We start from the raw sequence: 17,292 nt of genomic DNA, 5'->3' as shown, positions 1-17,292 counted from the left end.
TTCAGCTCCCTGCGTGTTGCGATGAGATGGCGCCGCTGGTCGTGGATGCAACGCCCGCACCGATGGCGCGATGCGTGAGGCACCATGACGACAGCGCGCCGGCTATGAATAAAGCGCCTGCCGTGGCGATGGCGGCGGCGAAGTGTCCTGTTGCCTGGACGATGTATCCCGTCACGATGGGCGCGAGAAAGCCGAATACGTTTCCGCCGATCAGCAAGAGGCCCACGGCGCGTCCGAGGTCCCCGCGGGACTGCAGCAGATCGCCCAGCAGGGCGATGTTCAAGGCAACGGCCGACGATGCGCTGGCTAGCGCGATCGTGATCAGGCCGAGAACGATCCAGACATTTGAAACCACCGGCACGAATACGATCACCGCTCCCGCGACCATCACCGCGCCAACGAGCCTTCTCCGCTGCCCGCTCTCCACAGCCTTTTCAGTCAGCACGCGATCGCTCAGGATTCCCAGCGCCATCGCAAGCACGATCGATCCGAGGTACGGCACCGCCATTGCTGTTCCGCTGCCGAGCAGCGTCATGCCGCGTTCAGTCTGCAAGTAGTTCGGCAGCCATGTCAGAAACAGGTATTGGGCATAGACGTTGCATCCTTGCGTGAGCATCAGTCCCAGCATGGTTCGCGAACGCACCAGTCTGCGCAGCCCGACTGGCGCGACATCGGCGCGCGCCTGCACCGTGGTTTCACGCTCGCGTTCAATCGTCTGCCGCTCGTGGGCGCTCAACCATCCCGTGTTTTCGGGCTGTCGAAAGAAGATGAGCCATACCGCGACCCAGATGAAGCCGACCCCGCCGCAAATCGCGAACGACCAGCGCCATCCCGAGAACGACACGAGCCACGACAGCACAAACGCGCCCACCGCCGGACCGAAATAGGCTCCCGAATTGAAGATGGTCATGGCCGTGGCGCGTTCACGGGCTGGCGCCCATTCGCGAACGATCCGGGCCGCCGACGGATAACAACTGGATTCGCCAACGCCCATCACCATTCTCGCGGCAAGCACGGAGCCCACACTGCCCGCAGCTCCCGTGAGCATGGTCGCGAGAGACCAGACCGTCATGCTTACCGCGATGACGTACCGGGACCCGAACCGGTCGATCAGAAGGCCGACCGGCAGCAGGAACAGCGTGTAGCCCCACAAGAACGATGAGAACAGATATCCCAACTGGACCTTGCTGATCGATAACTCAGCCGACATTTGTCCGGCGCCTACGGAAAGCGCAACCCGATCCAGGTAATTGATCATCGCCAGCAAAAACAACATCAGGTACACCCAGTACCGGGCCTTCCAACTCATGTCTCCTCCAATGTGATTGGCTTTCCCTGGCAGCACGATCGTTGACGAACGTGCTTTCGACATCTGGATAGCCAAATAATCGCTTAGTTTTACTATGTATTAACAACAGATGATGCCGACTCTGGCCTACTCGATGGCAATGCCTCACAGTCCGGTTAAAACGTCCCCTCACTATGCGTGAAGAAAGCCGGCAATCGCCGGGCGCCCAGCCGGGAATGAATGCGAGCAATGGATGAAGCGTGACCGGATTAGATCCCGTTACAGAGACCTTGCAGCGCGATTCGCCAACCCGTTCAATCGAAAGCAATCCAAATGATTGAGGCTAAATTGTAAGCGCTTACTCGACTATAAGTCGATGGCCGCCTCTCTGTCAATGCGGTCATCGTATAAATAAGCCCGAAATATTCCCTGCTGCCTGGTCGCAGGCCGATCGATTCTGTTGCGTTGAACAGGCCACGATGACCAGCCTCACCGAAACTGCCGCTTGGCCGATAGCGACGTCCCTGACTCACTAATGGTAGGCTCGAAGCCGACCATCACCGTGCCGAGCCGGAGCAATATGAACAAGCAGTGGACCATAACCGATATTCCGCCTCAGATCGGCAAGCGGGTACTCATCACTGGAGCGAACAGCGGCATTGGCTACCATGCCGCATTGACGCTGGCGCGCAAAGGCGCGCAAGTCATACTTGCGTGCCGCGATGAACAACGCGGGGAAGAGGCCTTAGCCCGTCTGAACGCCGCCATACCCGACGCCCGCGCCGAACTCGCGATTCTCGATCTCGCATCCCTCGAGTCCGTACACCAGTTCGCGCAGAGGGAGCTAACCGGGCAACGCCCCATTCACATTCTGGTCAACAACGCTGGCGTCATGGCGCCGCCAAAACGGCTCGAGACTGCCGACGGCTTCGAGCTGCAGTTTGGTACCAACGTACTCGGCCATTTCGCGTTGACTGCGCTCCTTATGCCCGCGCTCAAACTCGCTGCGACTGATTCGCCTGACCGACCGCGCATCGTCACGATCGCATCCATCGCGCACAAGCGCGGACAGATAAATTTAGACGACCTCCAATCCAAAAAGACATATTCGCCAATGCAGTCCTATCGGCAGTCGAAGCTCGCGAATCTGATGTTTGCGTTCGAGCTCGACCGGCGTTTGCGCGCGGCGAATTCGCCCATCATGTCGGTTGCCGCTCACCCTGGCATCGCCAACACCAATCTGTTTCGGGGCGGGGATCGCTCCGCGATTTCAGGCGCTGCTCGCGAGCTTCTTAGCCATTTCATCGGCGCCGTGCTGAACACCGATTACGCAGGCGCACTGCCGACCCTTTACGCCGCTACTTCGCGTGACGTCAGTGACGGTGGCTACTATGGTCCACAAGGCTTTCTGGAAGCACGCGGAAGCAGGATTGGCGAGGCGAGCGTCGCCAGGCAGGCAACGGACGCTTCGACTGCCGGCCGCTTATGGCAGGTGTGCGAGGAGCTTACTCGGGTAGGCTTGCGCCCGTAGTGCGGGTGTTTTGATATCGGATCGGCTCCTGGGTGAGACGGGCTCAAGCGCGAGTGGCAATCGCCCGCGCAACGGACAACATGATTTGCGACGCCATTGCGGCTTGCTGGGCGGTCACGTCCAGATGCGTGGTGACGCGAATGAAGTTGCCTCCGATTGCACGCACACGCACGCCTTCGGACCGGCAGAGTTCGGCGAATTTATCGGCGTTGATGGCTTCCGGGTCGAAGGAAAAGCGCAGGATGTTCGAACCCGGTTGCGCCGGGTCGAAGCGGAACAGATCGCAGGCCGACAGCGTGCGCCAGATCGATTGCGCGTGCGCATGGTCGGCCACGAGTTGCTCGATGTGGTGCTCCAATGCATAAAGCCCCGCGGCTGCGAGCACGCCGGATTGCCGCATTGCGCCGCCCAGACGATATTTCCACTGCCAGGCATCACGCACAAAGTCGGCGCTGCCACACAAGACAGCGCCCACGGGACAGCCGAGCCCTTTGCTGAGGTCGATCCAGGCACTATCCCAACCGGCGGCGTAATCCGCAGCGGCGATGCCCGTGGCCGCGGTCGCGTTCAGCAGCCGGGCGCCGTCGAGATGACACTTCAGTCCGTTTGAGGCGGCAGCATCGCGCACCGCCTGCAGTTGCTCCAAGGGCCAGACAGCGCCGCCAGAAAAGTTCGTCGTCTGCTCGGCGGAGAGCAGGGTCGAGCGCGGTGCCGTCCGGGTACGCGGCCGGATTGCATTGACGACCTGCTGTGCGTCGAAGATGCCATGCGGCGACGGCAACGCACAGATCGACACGCCGGCGAGCGCAGCCGCCCCCGCCGCTTCGGTGCCATAGATGTGCGATTGATGATCGCAAATCAGTTCGTCACCTGGCCGGGTGTGGGTAAGAATGGCCACCAGATTGCACATGGTGCCCGACGGCATGAACACGCCGGCCTCTTTGCCCAGCAGGTCCGCTACCTTCTCGCACAGTTGCAGTGTGGTCGGGTCGTCGTCGGATTGCTCGTCGCCGACCACTGCCTGCGCCATGGCCACACGCATGCCGGCCGTGGGCCGGGTCTGGGTATCACTGTAAAGATCAATGCAATGAGGTTTCAATTGAGTCAGTTCAGCTCGTAGCCGCGTAGCGGAGGGACAAGTTCGGTGCCGGGGGACGAAGAGTCAGGGGATCTGCTGGTGTTGCGTCAGAATCCAACCGGATAGCCGTCCTTGCGATGATCGGACGCGGCCACATAGGCGCCGTTGTCAAGACGCTGTGCTGCCTGCGCGCAGCCAAACTCGACATCGAAGCGCGGCGAGACGGAGACCGGATGCCCGCGTGAGGCCAGTCCCTCGATCGTAGACTGCGGCATGTTCCATTCGACGGCAACGCCGTGGTTGTCGTCGAGCACCCGAAAGCGTGGCGCGTCACTCGCTGCCTGCGGATTCAGCCCCTGGTCGACAATACGGGTGACCATCTGCATATGGCCCTGGGCCTGCATCGATCCGCCCATCAGTCCAAAGCTCATTAGCGGTTGGCCATTGCGCGTCACGAAGCCAGGGATGATGGTGTGAAATGGGCGCTTGCGAGGCGCCACTTCGTTCGGATGGCCCGGACGTAAATTGAAGCCCCAGCCCCGATTTTGCAAGGCGATGCCGGTATCCGGCACGACGACACCCGAACCGAATCCCTTGAAGTTCGACTGAATGAACGAAACCATCATGCCGTTACTGTCCGCCGTGGTGAGGAAGACCGTACCGCCACTATGCGGTTTGCCGGCGAGAGCCGGCGCTGCGCGATCGAGGTCGATCAGCTTGGCGCGTTTTGCCAGATAGGCGGGGTTGAGCAGATCAGTGGTAGTGACTTCCGTCATGCTTTCTGCGTCGCCAAGATATTCATGCAGATCAGCAAACGCCAGCTTCATCGCTTCGATCTTCAAATGCATCGCTAGCGCGGAGTCAGGGTCCATACTCTTCAAATCGAAATGTTCAAGCATGCCTAGCGCCATCAGCGCCGCAATGCCTTGACCATTCGGTCCGATCTCATGCAGTTCAACGTCTCTATAGCGGATGCTGATGGGCTCGACCCAATCCGCCTGGTGCGCGGCGAGGTCAGCTTCGGTCAGCGCGCCGCCCGTGCTACGCGCGTACTGAGCAATCGCGCTGGCGAGTTCGCCGTGGTAAAAATCGTCGCCCTTGGTTCGCGCGATTCGCTCGAGCGTATTGGCCTGCCCAGGGCAAATGAAGCGCTCTCCCTGGGCCGGCGCACGGCCGCCGGGAGCAAATGCATCGCGGAAGCCCGGCTGGTCGATCAGTTCCGGAATCTGTTTTTTCCATTGGCGATGTACCGTGTGCGAAACGAAGAAACCCTCTCGCGCATAGCGTAGCGCCGGCTCGAACAGGACTTCGAACGGAAGGCTGCCAAAGCGCTCCCACGCGGCGCGCCACGCTGAAACAGTACCCGGCACGGTCACCGAGTCCCAGCCCCGTTTCGGCATCTCCTTGTATTTCGAGAAGTACTCGCGGGTCCATGCGGCCGGCGCGCGGCCCGAAGCGTTCAAGCCGTGAAGCTTTTTTCCGTCCCAGATCAAGGCGAACGCGTCGCCGCCGATGCCGTTATTGCACGGCTCAACCACGGTGAGGGCGATTGCCGTCGCCAGCGCCGCATCGACTGCATTGCCGCCGCGTACCAGCATCTGCAAGCCGGCCGATGCGGCAAGCGGCTGGGACGTGGCGACGACGTTTTCGGCGAGCAGCGGAAAGCGCTGTGAGGTGTACGGGAAGGTCCAAAAAGCGCTTTGATCCGATTGCATATTCTCTCGAGACAAGTAGCGAGTGTGGTGTGCCGGTCAGGTCCCGGTGCAGCACGCTGCATCACGACCTGATGTTTAGTTGCATTTTGCATTCAACCAGCAAATTATGCGCCAAAGCGCTGACGTCCGGCAACTGGGCGGTCATGCATCCATAACGCACCTCGCCGGTGCGACACGCTGCAATCTCGTGCATGTGCGCCCTTGCGCAGACTTGGCCCACGTCCTTGGAGAGGTGGACGTTGCCTGGCGCGCAACCCATTCGTCCTATGTCGTACTGCCCTCACACGATTCCGCCCCAATTGGGCGTCCTTGGCATATTGATTGCATGCAAAATCCAATATGACGACTGCTGACCACTTAATGTCCAACATTCTGGAACAGATGCCCGATCTCGGAGGGCCGGCGCAGCCCTTGCTCAGCGTGCGTGGTTTGAGCAAGCACTATGCGCTGAAAGGAGGTCTGCTCAGACGCAGCACGGACAGTGTCCAGGCGGTTACTGGAGTGAGCTTCGAGTTGCGCAAAGGGGAGACGCTCGGCATCGTGGGCGAATCGGGGTGCGGCAAGTCGACCACGTCCCGCTTGATCATGGCCCTTTTGCAACCTACCGCGGGGGAAGTACTGTTTGATGGACAGCCCGTCGGACTCCACGGGCTGACGATGCGCGAATACCGACGCCAGGTGCAGATGGTCTTTCAGGATAGCTACTCATCACTGAATCCACGCCTTAGCGCCGAGGAGGCGATTGCGTTTGCCCCGCGCGTGCATGGGATGGACAAGCGCGGGGCGCGTGCGTTAGCGCATGAGTTGCTCACGGCCGTCGGCCTCGAACCTGCCCACTTCGCCCGCCGCTACCCGCACGAACTCTCGGGCGGCCAGCGTCAGCGCGTCAACATCGCGCGCGCGCTGGCGCTCCGGCCGCGGCTCGTCATCCTCGATGAACCCGTTTCTGCGCTCGACAAATCGGTCCAGGCCCAGGTGCTCAATCTGCTCGTCGACTTGAAAGCCCAATATGGACTGACGTATCTGTTTATCAGCCACGATCTCAATGTCGTCCAGCATATGGCGGATCGCGTGCTGGTGATGTATCTCGGCCGCGTGGCGGAAATCGGCCCGGTGGACGCAATTTACGCTCGAGCGGCACATCCCTATACAACTGCACTGCTTGCCAGCCGGCCATCGATGGATCCAGATCGCCGCTGCACGGAGCCGCCATTGATCGGCGACCTACCCAACCCTGTCAACCCACCGTCCGGCTGTCGCTTCCGCACCCGCTGCGCGCATGCCGAGGCGGTTTGTGGCGACGCGCCGCCGGTTCTGGCCACCGTCGGCGGCGATCACATGGCGGCCTGTCTGATGGCCGAGCGCGGCAGCGGCCACAGTCGCGCACCACGCGTCACGGCCTGAGGGGGCACCATGGAATCACTGGTACAGGTGCGCGACCTGCACGTCCGTTTTGTGTCCAGGCAAGCAACGGTGCACGCCGTCAACGGCGTCGATTTCGATTTGGCGCCACGCGAGACACTTTGCGTCCTGGGCGAAAGCGGCTCCGGCAAGTCGGTCATGTTGCGCTCGCTGATGCGCCTGCATCCGCCGCGCCGAACCGCGATGTCTGGCACGATGCGGATCGACAGTCATGACATGATGACTGCCTCCGAACGGCAACTCACCAACTTGCGCGGTCGTGTCGTATCGATGATCTTCCAGGAACCGATGACAGCGCTGGATCCGGTGTTCAAAATCGGCAGCCAGATTGCCGAGACCATCGTTCGTCATGAGGGCACGAGCCGCGCGGAAGCCGATCGTCGCGCGCTCGAACTGCTCGATCTGGTGCAGATCCCTTCCGCCAAACAGCGCCTTGCCGCTTATCCCTTTGAGCTGTCGGGCGGACTGCGCCAGCGCGCAATGATCGCTATCGCGCTCGCCTGCCGCCCGAAGCTGCTGCTGGCCGACGAGCCGACCACCGCTCTGGACGCCACCGTACAGATCCAGATCCTGCTGCTCCTGCGCCGTCTGCAGCAGGAGTTGGGCATGGGCGTCATCTTCGTCACCCACGACCTCGGCGTCGCCTGCGAAATTGCGGACCGGATTGCCGTCATGTATGCCGGCCGCTTCATTGAAGAAGGGCCAACCGCTGCGCTGATGCGCGGGCCGCTGCACCCCTACACGCAGGGTCTGCTCGGAGCCACCGTGCATAGCGGCCTGCGCGGTCAACGCCTCGCGACGATCTCCGGTGCGCCGCCCAATCTCGAACAGTTGCCGCAGGGCTGCGCCTTCGCGCCACGCTGCGCCCAAGCCGATTCCACCTGCCTGATCGAGGTGCCGGCCCCTCGCCGCCCTTCTCCTGATCGATCCGCTCGCTGCGTGCGTGTGTCGACTAACGATTAACCGTACCGAATACCAGAAAAATATCCCATGATCATTTACTTCTTGCGCCGGGTGCTTTATGCCGTCCCGATCGCACTGGCTGTCAGCGTGCTCTGCTTCATGCTGGTTCATCTTGCGCCGGGCGATCCGATCAACGCGATCGTGCCGCCCGACGCGCCAGAGGATGTGGTGTTGCAGGTCAAGCATGAATATGGGCTCGACAAGCCGTTGCCAGTACAGTTCGGCATATGGCTCGTGCATGTCGTACACGGGGATCTGGGGCGCTCGCTCGCCACCGGCCAACCCGTCTCGGACGAACTCTCAGTCGCGGTCGTGAACACTTTCCGGCTGGCGGCCGTCGCGGCGCTACTCGGATTCCTGCTGGGTTCTGTGCTCGGCGGCATCGCCGCTATGTACCGGGGGACATGGATCGACCGTAGCGTGGTCGGCGTCGCGGTGGCCGGCGTGTCGCTGCCGCACTACTGGCTTGGCATGGTGCTGGTCGTGGTGTTCGGCGTCATGCTGAATGCGCTGCCGGCGATGGGTGCGGGACCCGGCGGCTCCTCTGACTGGGCATGGGACTGGGTACATCTGCAGTATCTCGTGCTGCCGGCAGTCACGCTGGCCGCCATCCCGATGGGCATCATTACCCGAACGGTGCGCAGCATCGTCATCGAGCTACTCAGTCAGGACTTTGTCACGACGCTGCGCGGCAAAGGCATGCGCTCGCGCACCCTGTTGCGCCACATTGCCAAGAACGCAGCGCCAGGTGTCTCCGCGGTAATGGGCTTGCAGCTCGGCTATCTGATGGGCGGCTCGATTCTCGTCGAAACAGTGTTCGCCTGGCCAGGCACCGGGTTCCTGCTCGACAACGCCATCTTTCAGCGTGACATTCCTGTGCTGCAAGGCACGATCCTTGTTCTGGCTCTGTTCTTCGTCGCGCTCAATCTGATAGTGGATCTGCTGCAAGCAGTCCTCGACCCACGGATCAAGCGCTCATGACAGGCATCTCGGCTACCAAAACGGATCTCGCCGTTCTAGCCCGGCAGGCAGCGTCGCACAGCCAGGGCTACTGGCAAACTGTCGCCCGCCGGCTCGCGCGTGACAAGACGACGATCGTGTTCGGCGCGGTTCTACTGCTGATGTTCGCGGCAATGGTATTCGCACCGCTGCTGGCACCGCACGACCCTTATCAGGCCAGTATGTTGCTACGACTGAAGCCGGTTGGTTTCGAGCACTACCCGCTTGGCACCGACGAACTCGGACGCGACATGCTCACCCGCCTGCTCTATGGCGGCCGCCTCTCGTGGGCGCTTGGCATCACCCCCGTTGTCATCGCTTTCATGATCGGCGGCCTGCTTGGCGTCGTCGCCGGCTTCGCTGGCGGCTGGGTGAACATGACGATCATGCGTGTGACCGACGTGTTTTTTGCCTTCCCCTCTGTGTTGCTCGCGGTCGCCATCAGCGGCACGCTTGGGGGTGGAATCTCGAACGCCATTCTGTCACTCGCCCTCGTCTTCATACCGCCGATCATCCGCGTGGCGGAGTCGGTCACGACCAGCGTTCGGGAACTCGACTACATCGAGGCGGCGCGCGCGAGCGGTGCCGGCAGCCTCACTATTGTCCGCATGCACGTGCTGCCCAATGTACTAGGGCCGATTTTCGTCTACACGACGAGTCTTATCAGTGTCTCGATGATTCTTGCCGCAGGGCTTTCCTTTCTCGGCCTCGGCACCAAGCCGCCAGAGCCTGAATGGGGCTTGATGCTCAACACGCTGCGTGATGCGATCTACACCCAGCCGCTGGTCACCATGCTGCCGGGCTTCTGCATCTTCCTCACCAGTATCTGCTTCAACATGGTCAGCGACGGGTTGCGCGCGGCCATGGATGTGCGCGCCTAGGTTCGACCCGCGAGTGTCGCTTTAACACCATGACTATCTGAGAGTCCGTGATGATCTTTCGTCGTTCTATTTTTGCTTTGGTTGTAGCGTTGGTCGGCGCGCTGCTGTCGCAGTCGCAAGCCTGGGCTGCGGGAACATTGCGCATCGCGATGACGGCCGCCGATATCCCAACCACGACCGGTATGCCCAATAACGGCTGGGAGGGCATGCGCTTCCTCGGCTATCCGGTCTTTGAAGGGCTGATCCTGTGGGACCTGTCGCATGCGGACAGGCCGGCCAGCTTGCGTCCCGGCCTGGCCACAAGCTGGGAACAGTCACCGGACAAGAAGACCTGGATCTTCCATCTGCGGCACGGCGTGAAGTTTCAGGACGGGACCGACTTCAACGCCGATGCGGTGATCTGGAATCTGGACCGCTACTTCAAGAGCGACAGCCCGCAGTTCGAGGCGGGAGGCGCCGGCATCACGCGCTCGCGCGTGCCGCTGCTGGCCAGCTACAGGAAAATCGACGACAGCACGGTCGCGCTCACCACGACCACGCCGGCCTCGTATTTCCCTTCGATGGTGGTCTACATTCTGTTCACCTCGCCGGCCTCGTTCGAGAAGGCGGGACATGACTGGGGCCGTGTCGCCACGCTGCCGGCCGCCGGCACGGGGCCGTTTCGCATCGCCCGGGTGGTGCCGCACCAATCCGTCACGCTGGCCCGCTGGGACGGCTACTGGGATGCGGCGCACAAGGCGAAGCTCGATTCCGTGCTGCTGCTGCCGGTGCCGGAGGCCACTACCCGGCTGGCGGCGCTGCGCTCGGGTCAGGTGGACTGGATCGAGGTGCCGCCACCGGACGGAATTCCGTCCTTGAAGGCCGCCGGCTTCACCATCTCGACCAATTCCTACCCGCATGTCTGGCCGTGGTTTTACAACATGGGCGCCAGCAACAGCCCGTTCAAGGATGTGCGCGTGCGGCAGGCGCTGAACTATTGCATCGACCGCAATGCGCTGGTGTCGATGCTCAACGGCACGGCTGAGCCCGCGGTCGGCTGGCTGGAGCAGAAGGATCCGGCGTTCGGCAATCCGGTCAACCGGTACGGCTTTGATCCGGCTAAGGGCAAGGCGTTGCTGGCTCAGGCCGGTTATACCGCGCAAAAGCCGCTCTCGTTCAAGGTCATGATCTCCCCCGCCGGTTCCGGCCAGATGGTGCCGCTGCCCATGAACGAACTGCTGCAACAAAACCTGAAGCAGGCTTGCGGCGTCGACGTGACGTTCGATGTCGTGGAGTGGAACGTGCTGATGAACGCCGGTCGCCTGACACCGGACAATTCAGGGTTGCATGGCGCAATGGCACTCAATGTCAGTTCGCCTACGACCGACATCGCCATGATGGCGCGCTTCTTCGCCGCGGCCAATGACTCGCCGACGGGCAATAATTTCGAGCAATGGAATGACGCCAGGTTCGAAACGGCACTGGATACCCTGTCTAAAGCAACGGACCCGGCAATTATTCAGGCTTCCTACCGCGCAGCGAATGAACGCCTCGTGGACGACCCGCCCTGGCTGTACATCGTGCGCGATCTGAACCCGCGCGCGTTCAGCAAAAGAGTGCACGGCTTCGTCTCCGCGCAGTCCTGGTTCACCGATCTGACTCTGGTCAATATGCAATAAGACCGAAATGCGGCGTTCCGCGCTGTCCATACCAACCTGTCGAGGGCCTGTACTCGGCACGAAGTGGAGATTCTGACTTGACTGACAATATTGCTCTCGCACCCGCGTATGTCCTGTCGCGCGAAATCGCGGCACGGCGTCTGTCGCCTGTAGACCTGATGGATGCCCTGCTCGCGCGTATCGCAACGCACAACCCGAAGCTGCACGCTTTCGTGGAGGTCTACGCGCCAGAGGCGAGACTCGCCGCCGAAGCAGCGGATAAGGCGATCCGTTCGGGCCATGCCGTGGGCCCTTGGCACGGTATCCCGGTGGGCATCAAAGACATCATCGACATCGAAGGACGGATCACGACAGGCGGCTCCGCGAGCCGGCTCGATCATCGCGCGACGGCGACCGCAACGGTCGTGCGTCGCCTGGTGAGCCAAGGAATGATCGTGCTCGGCAAAACGCACACGGTGGAATTCGCTTGTGGCGCGTGGGGGATGAACCAGCATCGCGGCACACCGTGGAATCCGTGGGACGCTGAAGTGCCGCGCACGCCGGGAGGCTCGAGCAGCGGCTCTGGCGTCGCCGTCGCGGCACGCCTCGCGCCTTGGGCACTGGGCACCGATACCGGATGTTCGATCCGCCAGCCCGCTGCGTGGTGCGGCATTACCGGGCTGAAAACGTCGATGGGCCGAATCAGCACAAATGGCATCCTGCCGCTCAGCCCCACCCTTGATACGCCCGGTCCGATGGCCCGTACGGTGCGGGACGTGGCACTGCTTTTCGATCTTCTGCAGGGCCCCGACCCGCTCGATCCTCGCACGCGCGGCCATCTGCCGCCCGATCCCCTCTCGACGCTGGAGCATGGCGTCCGCGGTCTGCGGCTCGCGCGCCTGCCGTCCGAGGAAAGGGCAGGTGTGGCGGCCGATGTGCTGGACGCTTACGACCGCTCACTTGCGGTACTGAGCGGGCTCGGCGCGGAGATCGTCGATATCGCGCTGCCGTTTAGTCTCGTTGAATTCATTTCAATGACCAGCATCACGATGGCGGAGGCTTATTTCACCCACAGTCATGTCGTCGAGGATCCGCGCCAGCCGCTCGACGAAGTGGTCCGCGCTCGCATCCTTGCTGCATCCCGCATCTCGGCTCAGGATTATCTGGCAACGCTGCAGCGCCGTGACCAGATGAAGCAGGCGATGAAAACCGCGATGGCAGGGGTGGACGCGTTCTTGACCCCGACAGCGGAGACGGCGGCCATACCGCTCGACGAGGTGGATCAAAGCGGGCAACCGACCCGCCTCACGCGCTTCGTCAATCTTCTCGATATGTGCGCGCTTTCCCTGCCGAACGGCTTCACTGCCGAGCGTTTGCCGAGCTCGCTGCAAATCGTTTGCCGTGAATATGAAGAATCGCTGGCGCTGCGTATCGGCGAGGCCTATCAACAGGCAACGGACTGGCATGAGCGGATGCCGCCCGCTGTCGAGCAATGAGCAGCGAGCGCTAGTTCAGGCATTGGGTCACCGGGGCTTGTCGCACCTCGCATTTGAAATCGCGGGGAGCGACAAAAATCAGGCAAGCCTGAACACCTCGACAAAACCGTGCAGGTGACGGGATTGCTCGTTGAGCGCCTGAGCGGCCGCAGTCGCCTGCTCGACGAGCGCGGCGTTTTGCTGCGTGATGGAATCCATCTGGCTGACGGCGGTATCAACCTGTTCGATGCCGGAACGTTGCTCTTCCGCCGCGGCTGCGATCTCATTGACAATGTCGGTGACCTGACGCACGGCATGCAGGACTTCCTGCATCGTCTTGCCCGCGTCCGCCACGAGTTCGGTGCCGACCGTCACGGTCTGTACCGATTCGGCGATCAGATACTTGATCTCCTTGGCCGCCGACGAAGAGCGTTGCGCGAGACTACGCACTTCCGAGGCGACCACCGCGAAACCGCGTCCCTGCTCGCCCGCGCGCGCGGCTTCAACGGCCGCGTTCAGCGCAAGAATATTGGTCTGAAAGGCGATGCCTTCGATAATCCCCGTGATGTCGGCGATCTTGCGCGAGCTCGCGTCGATGCTGCCCATGGTGCCGACCACACGCTCGACCACTTCACTACCGCGTGTGGCGACCAGCGAGGCGCTATCGGCGAGCGAACTCGCCGTGCGCGCGCTGTCTGCGTTCTGCTTCACCGTGGCCGTCAATTCGCTCATGCTGGCTGCGGTTTCCTCGAGCGATGCCGCCTGCTCTTCGGTGCGTGAAGACAAGTCCATCGTGCCAGAAGCGATTTGCGCCGTTGCGCTCGCAATCGATTCGCTACTGCCGCGCACGGCTCGCACGGTCCTGGCGAGACTTGTCTGCATCTTCTCCACGCCGCGCAGCAGCGTGCCCATTTCATCTTCTTTGGCGATTTCGACGCGACGGTTCAAATCGCCTTCTGCGATTGCATCGAAATGTTCGAGCGCCTGGTTCAGCGGACTCATGATCGCGTGGCGCAGTGCGACCCAACTCAGACCGGCGGCCACGACGCCGACCACGATCATCAGAATCGACAGCGTAATGAACGTGTGAAAGCTCGACTCCGCCGCCTCGTAATTCCTCTTGGCATTGGTGTACAGCGTCAGCTTGAGCTTCTGGTTCGCAATGTTCATGTCGTTGAAGAGATCGCCCAATTGCGTCATCGTGATCTTGTCGGCCAGGACGTGATCATTCGCCTGGATCGCATCGATGAATGCGGAAATACCGCCTCGCATGGCTTTGCGGCGCGCGCTCGCATCACCGATCAGGCTCACCTCGTCAGCTTCGTGCGGCTGCGCGACGAACTTCTGCCACCACTGCTCCGACTCATTGAAATAGCCGTTGGCACGGTCGATCAGCCCGGCATCCTTCGGATCATCCGGATGCAAGGCGACGCGGTCCAGCACGAGGCGCGTACGCGCAATATAAATTTCCGCGTTGCCGATGTTCGTCGCCGCGGTCAGCTTGTTCTCGTAAGTATCCTGGTTCGCGCGATTGGCCCGGCTGGTGCCGAGCAAACCCAGAACACCGATCGCCACCATCAAGACAGCAAGAAACCCCATCGTCAAGCCAATACGCACCTGCAGCGAAATCACTGCTTTCCCCGTTTTCATTTTTCTTCCCCAAAGACGCCGCTGTGTAGATCACAGCCGTTCATGCTTGCTTACGGCAAGTACTTAAATAGGTTTAGAGACGATTGAAATCGTCTGCATAATTTCCCGAGTGCTAACTTGTGGAAAAGAGATTGGCTACCTGGTCGCGAACTGCAGTGAAACGTTGCAGGCAACGCACCGGGCTGAAACGGCGCTTCACGTTGTCACGGGCGGCTCTGGTGTAAATAGCGAAGGTGAACCGCTCAGAAGTTGCGGGGGCAAATGGACTGATGGGTGGTAATGCGCAAGAAGAGTGTGGATGGGTTGTTCGATGGGCGGCATTTTGATCGCGAGATCGTATTGCGTGTGCCTCGATAAGGCATCCTGCCTATTAAAATTATCGACCCACCACCCATTTTCGCCTGGGCCTTCAAAACGAACGTCCCGACAACCTGGAAAACTGGGTTCGAAGTCTATCTGCAATTGCACATATATAGTTCAGATGAATTTAACCTTGTCTTAATTCTTATTTATCAATGAGCGGTCCTGGATCGCGGGTTTTCGTGGCGCTGGCCACCGCGCTTATACCTTCGTATAAGCAGGTTACGCTAACGCGGCACTGGCATATCCCACCGTAGAGTAGATTCGCGCTTCGGCAAACCCTACTCTTCTCTCACTCAGACAGAACCAGCGAGCGGGTTGTCTTCGGCTCGCGATCGTCAAAGGCCGTGGTAATCACGCTTCCCGCATCCAACCCAGCACCCATCGCTACGACGGACCGCCTGTCGGCACGGAGCAAGAACCGACTACACGGAAACTCGGGTGCGGCAGGAGAACGGCATGACCCTCGAATTTTTTAGCCATCAAGTCATTTTCGACCTGGCGGTCCAGCATCTTTTTCAGCAGCGCGAGGCAGCGCTCTTCCCGCGCGGCGGCGGCGCATATCGCGGTTACTGCGGCGGCTGTCCAATCGGCAACTTCATCAAGCCTCGCGACTACCTGACAGCAATGGAAGGGGTTCCCGTTCACTTTGTCAGCAAGCAAAAGAACGAAGTGCCCGCCTATATGGACGTGGGCGTTGCCGCGCTGAAAAGAGCGCTACTGCGTTCGAAGATCAACGTCTACGACCCGCAGACGGTCAGCCTGCTGAGCTGCCTGCAAAACGTGCATGACGTCTTCGGCGCCTGGGAATCGGGCGACAGGCTGCAATCGATCGCCCGCCAATTCGGCCTCAACGCCGACCGACTTACGAACGCCGCATGAGAGCCTGCCATGCTGATGCGGTTGGCCGGAGCAAGTGGAACCAACGCCACCTGCACGAAGAAATTTCGTGAAAGAAAACCGCTAGTATTCATGCAGCGTTTCTATAAACAGGCTTGAGCACACGCCGCCCAGTGACGCTATGATTGCGCCTGCAGTTCCTTGCCAATCCACTGGAGTACGTCATGCCGGAAGTCGTTGTTTACGCAGTAGCAGGGCGCTCACCCGAGCAAAAGAAAGCGCTGATGACGGGGATTACCAAAGCTGTGGTCGACAGCCTCGGCGTCCTCGCTGAACAGGTTGTCGTGCAGATCGTGGAATCTCCAGCAGACTCCAAGTCAAGAGGCGGCATTCCGTTCAGCGAGCGCCAGCGCACGTCCTGAACCCGCACGAATCCGCATCATGACCGCCCGGTGCGCGGCGGCGCCGCCGACCGGGCGCGGACGTAATCCGCGCCGGTGCGCTCAGGTTGCGACCGCCGCAGTCGTATCGACGTATAGCGCGTACAGTGACTGCCCGGCCGCCATGAACAGCCGGTTGTGCGCTGCGCCGCCGAAGCAGACGTTCGCGCAGCGTTCGGGCAGGGCGATGCGGCCAATCGCGCTGCCGTCCGGCGCGAATACCATCACACCGTTCAGTCCCGGGCCGGTGCCCCAACCGGCCCACAGGTTACCGTCCGTGTCGCAACGAAAACCGTCTGGCGCGCCGTTCTCGCCCGCATCGACGAATACGCGTCCGTGCACGAGGCGCCGACCGTCCTCGACATCGTACACACGGATGCGCCTTGGCTTCGAGCCCGATTCGACGATGTAGAGGCGGCGTTCGTCGGGCGAGAAGCAGATACCGTTCGGATTGACGATGTCGTCGGCGACCACCTCCGCCCGGCCGGTGGCCGGGTCGAGGCGGTAGACGTTGGTCGGCAGCTCGGGCTCAGCCTTGACACCCTCATAGTTGTTAGAGATGCCGAACGGCGGATCGGTAAACCAGATGCTGTCGTCGCTCTTCACGACCACGTCGTTCGGCGAGTTCAGCCGCTTGCCGTCGAAGCGGTCGAGCAACACGGTCAGCGTGCCGTTGTACTCGGTGCGCGTCACGCGCCGGTTGCCGTGCTCGCAGGTGATGAGCCGCCCCTGGCGGTCCCGTGTATTGCCGTTCGCGTACCCCGACGGCTTGCGAAATACCGACGTCGCGCCGGATTCCTCGTCCCACCGCATGATGCGGTTGTTCGGAATGTCGCTCCACAGCAGGAAGCGGCCGTCGCCGAACCACACCGGTCCTTCGCCGAAGCGCATGCCAGTCGCAAGCCGCTCGACCGCCGCGCTCGTGATCCGGTATTTCAGGAAGCGCGGATCGAGCACTTCCACTGCGGGATCGGGATAGGTTTCGCTTTGCTGCCACATAGTGCCGGCCCTTG

At 61.4% G+C, this 17,292-nt stretch carries 14 protein-coding genes; 9 read left to right on the top strand and 5 right to left on the bottom strand.

Translation table 11 applies throughout. From position 1 onward, the window contains the following. Position 1: 1 nt before the first annotated feature. Positions 2-1,309, bottom strand: a complete 1,308-nt coding sequence (locus P0D84_RS47670; protein WP_408351253.1) for an MFS transporter — start codon at positions 1,307-1,309, stop codon at positions 2-4. 514 nt (positions 1,310-1,823) lie between these two features. Here P0D84_RS47670 and P0D84_RS47665 point away from each other — a divergent pair. Further along, complete coding sequence (locus tag P0D84_RS47665; protein WP_408351250.1) at positions 1,824-2,819, top strand: oxidoreductase; 996 nt, start codon at positions 1,824-1,826, stop codon at positions 2,817-2,819. A 43-nt stretch (positions 2,820-2,862) separates the two neighbouring features. Here the strand turns inward: P0D84_RS47665 and P0D84_RS47660 are convergent, their stop codons facing one another. Together P0D84_RS47660 and ggt are read right to left on the bottom strand one after the other, a co-directional pair. Next, positions 2,863-3,918, bottom strand: coding sequence for a threonine aldolase family protein (locus tag P0D84_RS47660; RefSeq protein ID WP_408351247.1), 1,056 nt, complete (start codon positions 3,916-3,918; stop codon positions 2,863-2,865). Positions 3,919-4,004: 86 nt separating this feature from the next. Then, positions 4,005-5,612 (bottom strand): gamma-glutamyltransferase, encoded by a 1,608-nt coding sequence (gene ggt, locus P0D84_RS47655; protein ID WP_408351244.1) that lies wholly within the window; start codon positions 5,610-5,612, stop codon positions 4,005-4,007. 360 nt (positions 5,613-5,972) lie between these two features. Here ggt and P0D84_RS47650 point away from each other — a divergent pair, with 360 nt between their 5' ends. The 6 genes from P0D84_RS47650 to P0D84_RS47625 all read left to right on the top strand — a co-directional run bounded on the left by P0D84_RS47650 (position 5,973) and on the right by P0D84_RS47625 (position 13,010). Then, on the top strand, positions 5,973-7,016 hold the full coding sequence (locus P0D84_RS47650; RefSeq protein ID WP_408351241.1) for an ABC transporter ATP-binding protein: 1,044 nt from the start codon (positions 5,973-5,975) through the stop codon (positions 7,014-7,016). Positions 7,017-7,043: 27 nt separating this feature from the next. Beyond that, positions 7,044-7,997 carry an ABC transporter ATP-binding protein gene (locus P0D84_RS47645; RefSeq protein ID WP_408351238.1) on the top strand — a complete coding sequence of 318 codons (954 nt, stop codon included), beginning with the start codon at positions 7,044-7,046 and terminating at the stop codon, positions 7,995-7,997. A 27-nt stretch (positions 7,998-8,024) separates the two neighbouring features. Continuing rightward, positions 8,025-8,978, top strand: coding sequence for an ABC transporter permease (locus P0D84_RS47640; RefSeq protein ID WP_408351235.1), 954 nt, complete (start codon positions 8,025-8,027; stop codon positions 8,976-8,978). Then, positions 8,975-9,877: an ABC transporter permease gene (locus P0D84_RS47635; RefSeq protein ID WP_408351232.1), complete on the top strand. Its 903-nt coding sequence runs from the start codon at positions 8,975-8,977 to the stop codon at positions 9,875-9,877. Before P0D84_RS47640 ends, P0D84_RS47635 begins: the two co-directional genes overlap by 4 nt. An 89-nt stretch (positions 9,878-9,966) precedes the next feature. Beyond that, complete coding sequence (locus P0D84_RS47630; protein WP_408351229.1) at positions 9,967-11,535, top strand: ABC transporter substrate-binding protein; 1,569 nt, start codon at positions 9,967-9,969, stop codon at positions 11,533-11,535. Between the two features lie 77 nt (positions 11,536-11,612). After that, a complete protein-coding gene (locus tag P0D84_RS47625; protein WP_408351226.1) occupies positions 11,613-13,010 on the top strand; it encodes an amidase in 1,398 nt (465 codons plus the stop codon). A gap of 78 nt (positions 13,011-13,088) precedes the next feature. Here P0D84_RS47625 and P0D84_RS47620 read toward each other — a convergent pair whose 3' ends face one another. After that, positions 13,089-14,639, bottom strand: a complete 1,551-nt coding sequence (locus P0D84_RS47620) for a methyl-accepting chemotaxis protein (protein ID WP_408351223.1) — start codon at positions 14,637-14,639, stop codon at positions 13,089-13,091. 819 nt (positions 14,640-15,458) lie between these two features. On the opposite strand from P0D84_RS47620, the gene P0D84_RS47615 reads away from it, so the two are divergent. Together P0D84_RS47615 and P0D84_RS47610 are read left to right on the top strand one after the other, a co-directional pair. Then, a complete protein-coding gene (locus tag P0D84_RS47615; protein WP_408351955.1) occupies positions 15,459-15,881 on the top strand; it encodes a hypothetical protein in 423 nt (140 codons plus the stop codon). A 182-nt stretch (positions 15,882-16,063) separates the two neighbouring features. Continuing rightward, the gene (locus P0D84_RS47610; protein ID WP_184068834.1) at positions 16,064-16,261 is read left to right on the top strand and encodes a tautomerase family protein; all 198 of its coding nucleotides are present in this window, start codon (positions 16,064-16,066) and stop codon (positions 16,259-16,261) included. Between the two features lie 81 nt (positions 16,262-16,342). Here P0D84_RS47610 and P0D84_RS47605 read toward each other — a convergent pair whose 3' ends face one another. Further along, positions 16,343-17,278 carry an SMP-30/gluconolactonase/LRE family protein gene (locus P0D84_RS47605; RefSeq protein WP_408351218.1) on the bottom strand — a complete coding sequence of 312 codons (936 nt, stop codon included), beginning with the start codon at positions 17,276-17,278 and terminating at the stop codon, positions 16,343-16,345. Positions 17,279-17,292 lie beyond the last annotated feature (14 nt).

It is taken from the genome of Paraburkholderia sp. RL17-337-BIB-A, assembly GCF_046025895.1.
GTDB lineage: Bacteria > Pseudomonadota > Gammaproteobacteria > Burkholderiales > Burkholderiaceae > Paraburkholderia > Paraburkholderia fungorum_C.
Note: the sequence above shows the minus strand (reverse complement) of the source record. Positions and strands in the feature narration are given on the sequence as shown.

What these genes read in the sequence shown, in the direction of transcription:
- P0D84_RS47670 (WP_408351253.1), bottom strand. Translation starts at nt 1,309, where the DNA reads ATGAGTTGGAAGGCCCGGTACTGGGTGTACCTGATGTTGTTTTTGCTG.
- P0D84_RS47665 (WP_408351250.1), top strand. Translation starts at nt 1,824, where the DNA reads ATGGTAGGCTCGAAGCCGACCATCACCGTGCCGAGCCGGAGCAATATG.
- ggt (WP_408351244.1), bottom strand. Translation starts at nt 5,612, where the DNA reads ATGCAATCGGATCAAAGCGCTTTTTGGACCTTCCCGTACACCTCACAG.
- P0D84_RS47650 (WP_408351241.1), top strand. Translation starts at nt 5,973, where the DNA reads ATGTCCAACATTCTGGAACAGATGCCCGATCTCGGAGGGCCGGCGCAG.
- P0D84_RS47640 (WP_408351235.1), top strand. Translation starts at nt 8,025, where the DNA reads ATGATCATTTACTTCTTGCGCCGGGTGCTTTATGCCGTCCCGATCGCA.
- P0D84_RS47635 (WP_408351232.1), top strand. Translation starts at nt 8,975, where the DNA reads ATGACAGGCATCTCGGCTACCAAAACGGATCTCGCCGTTCTAGCCCGG.
- P0D84_RS47620 (WP_408351223.1), bottom strand. Translation starts at nt 14,639, where the DNA reads ATGAAAACGGGGAAAGCAGTGATTTCGCTGCAGGTGCGTATTGGCTTG.
- P0D84_RS47615 (WP_408351955.1), top strand. Translation starts at nt 15,459, where the DNA reads ATGACCCTCGAATTTTTTAGCCATCAAGTCATTTTCGACCTGGCGGTC.
- P0D84_RS47610 (WP_184068834.1), top strand. Translation starts at nt 16,064, where the DNA reads ATGCCGGAAGTCGTTGTTTACGCAGTAGCAGGGCGCTCACCCGAGCAA.
- P0D84_RS47605 (WP_408351218.1), bottom strand. Translation starts at nt 17,278, where the DNA reads ATGTGGCAGCAAAGCGAAACCTATCCCGATCCCGCAGTGGAAGTGCTC.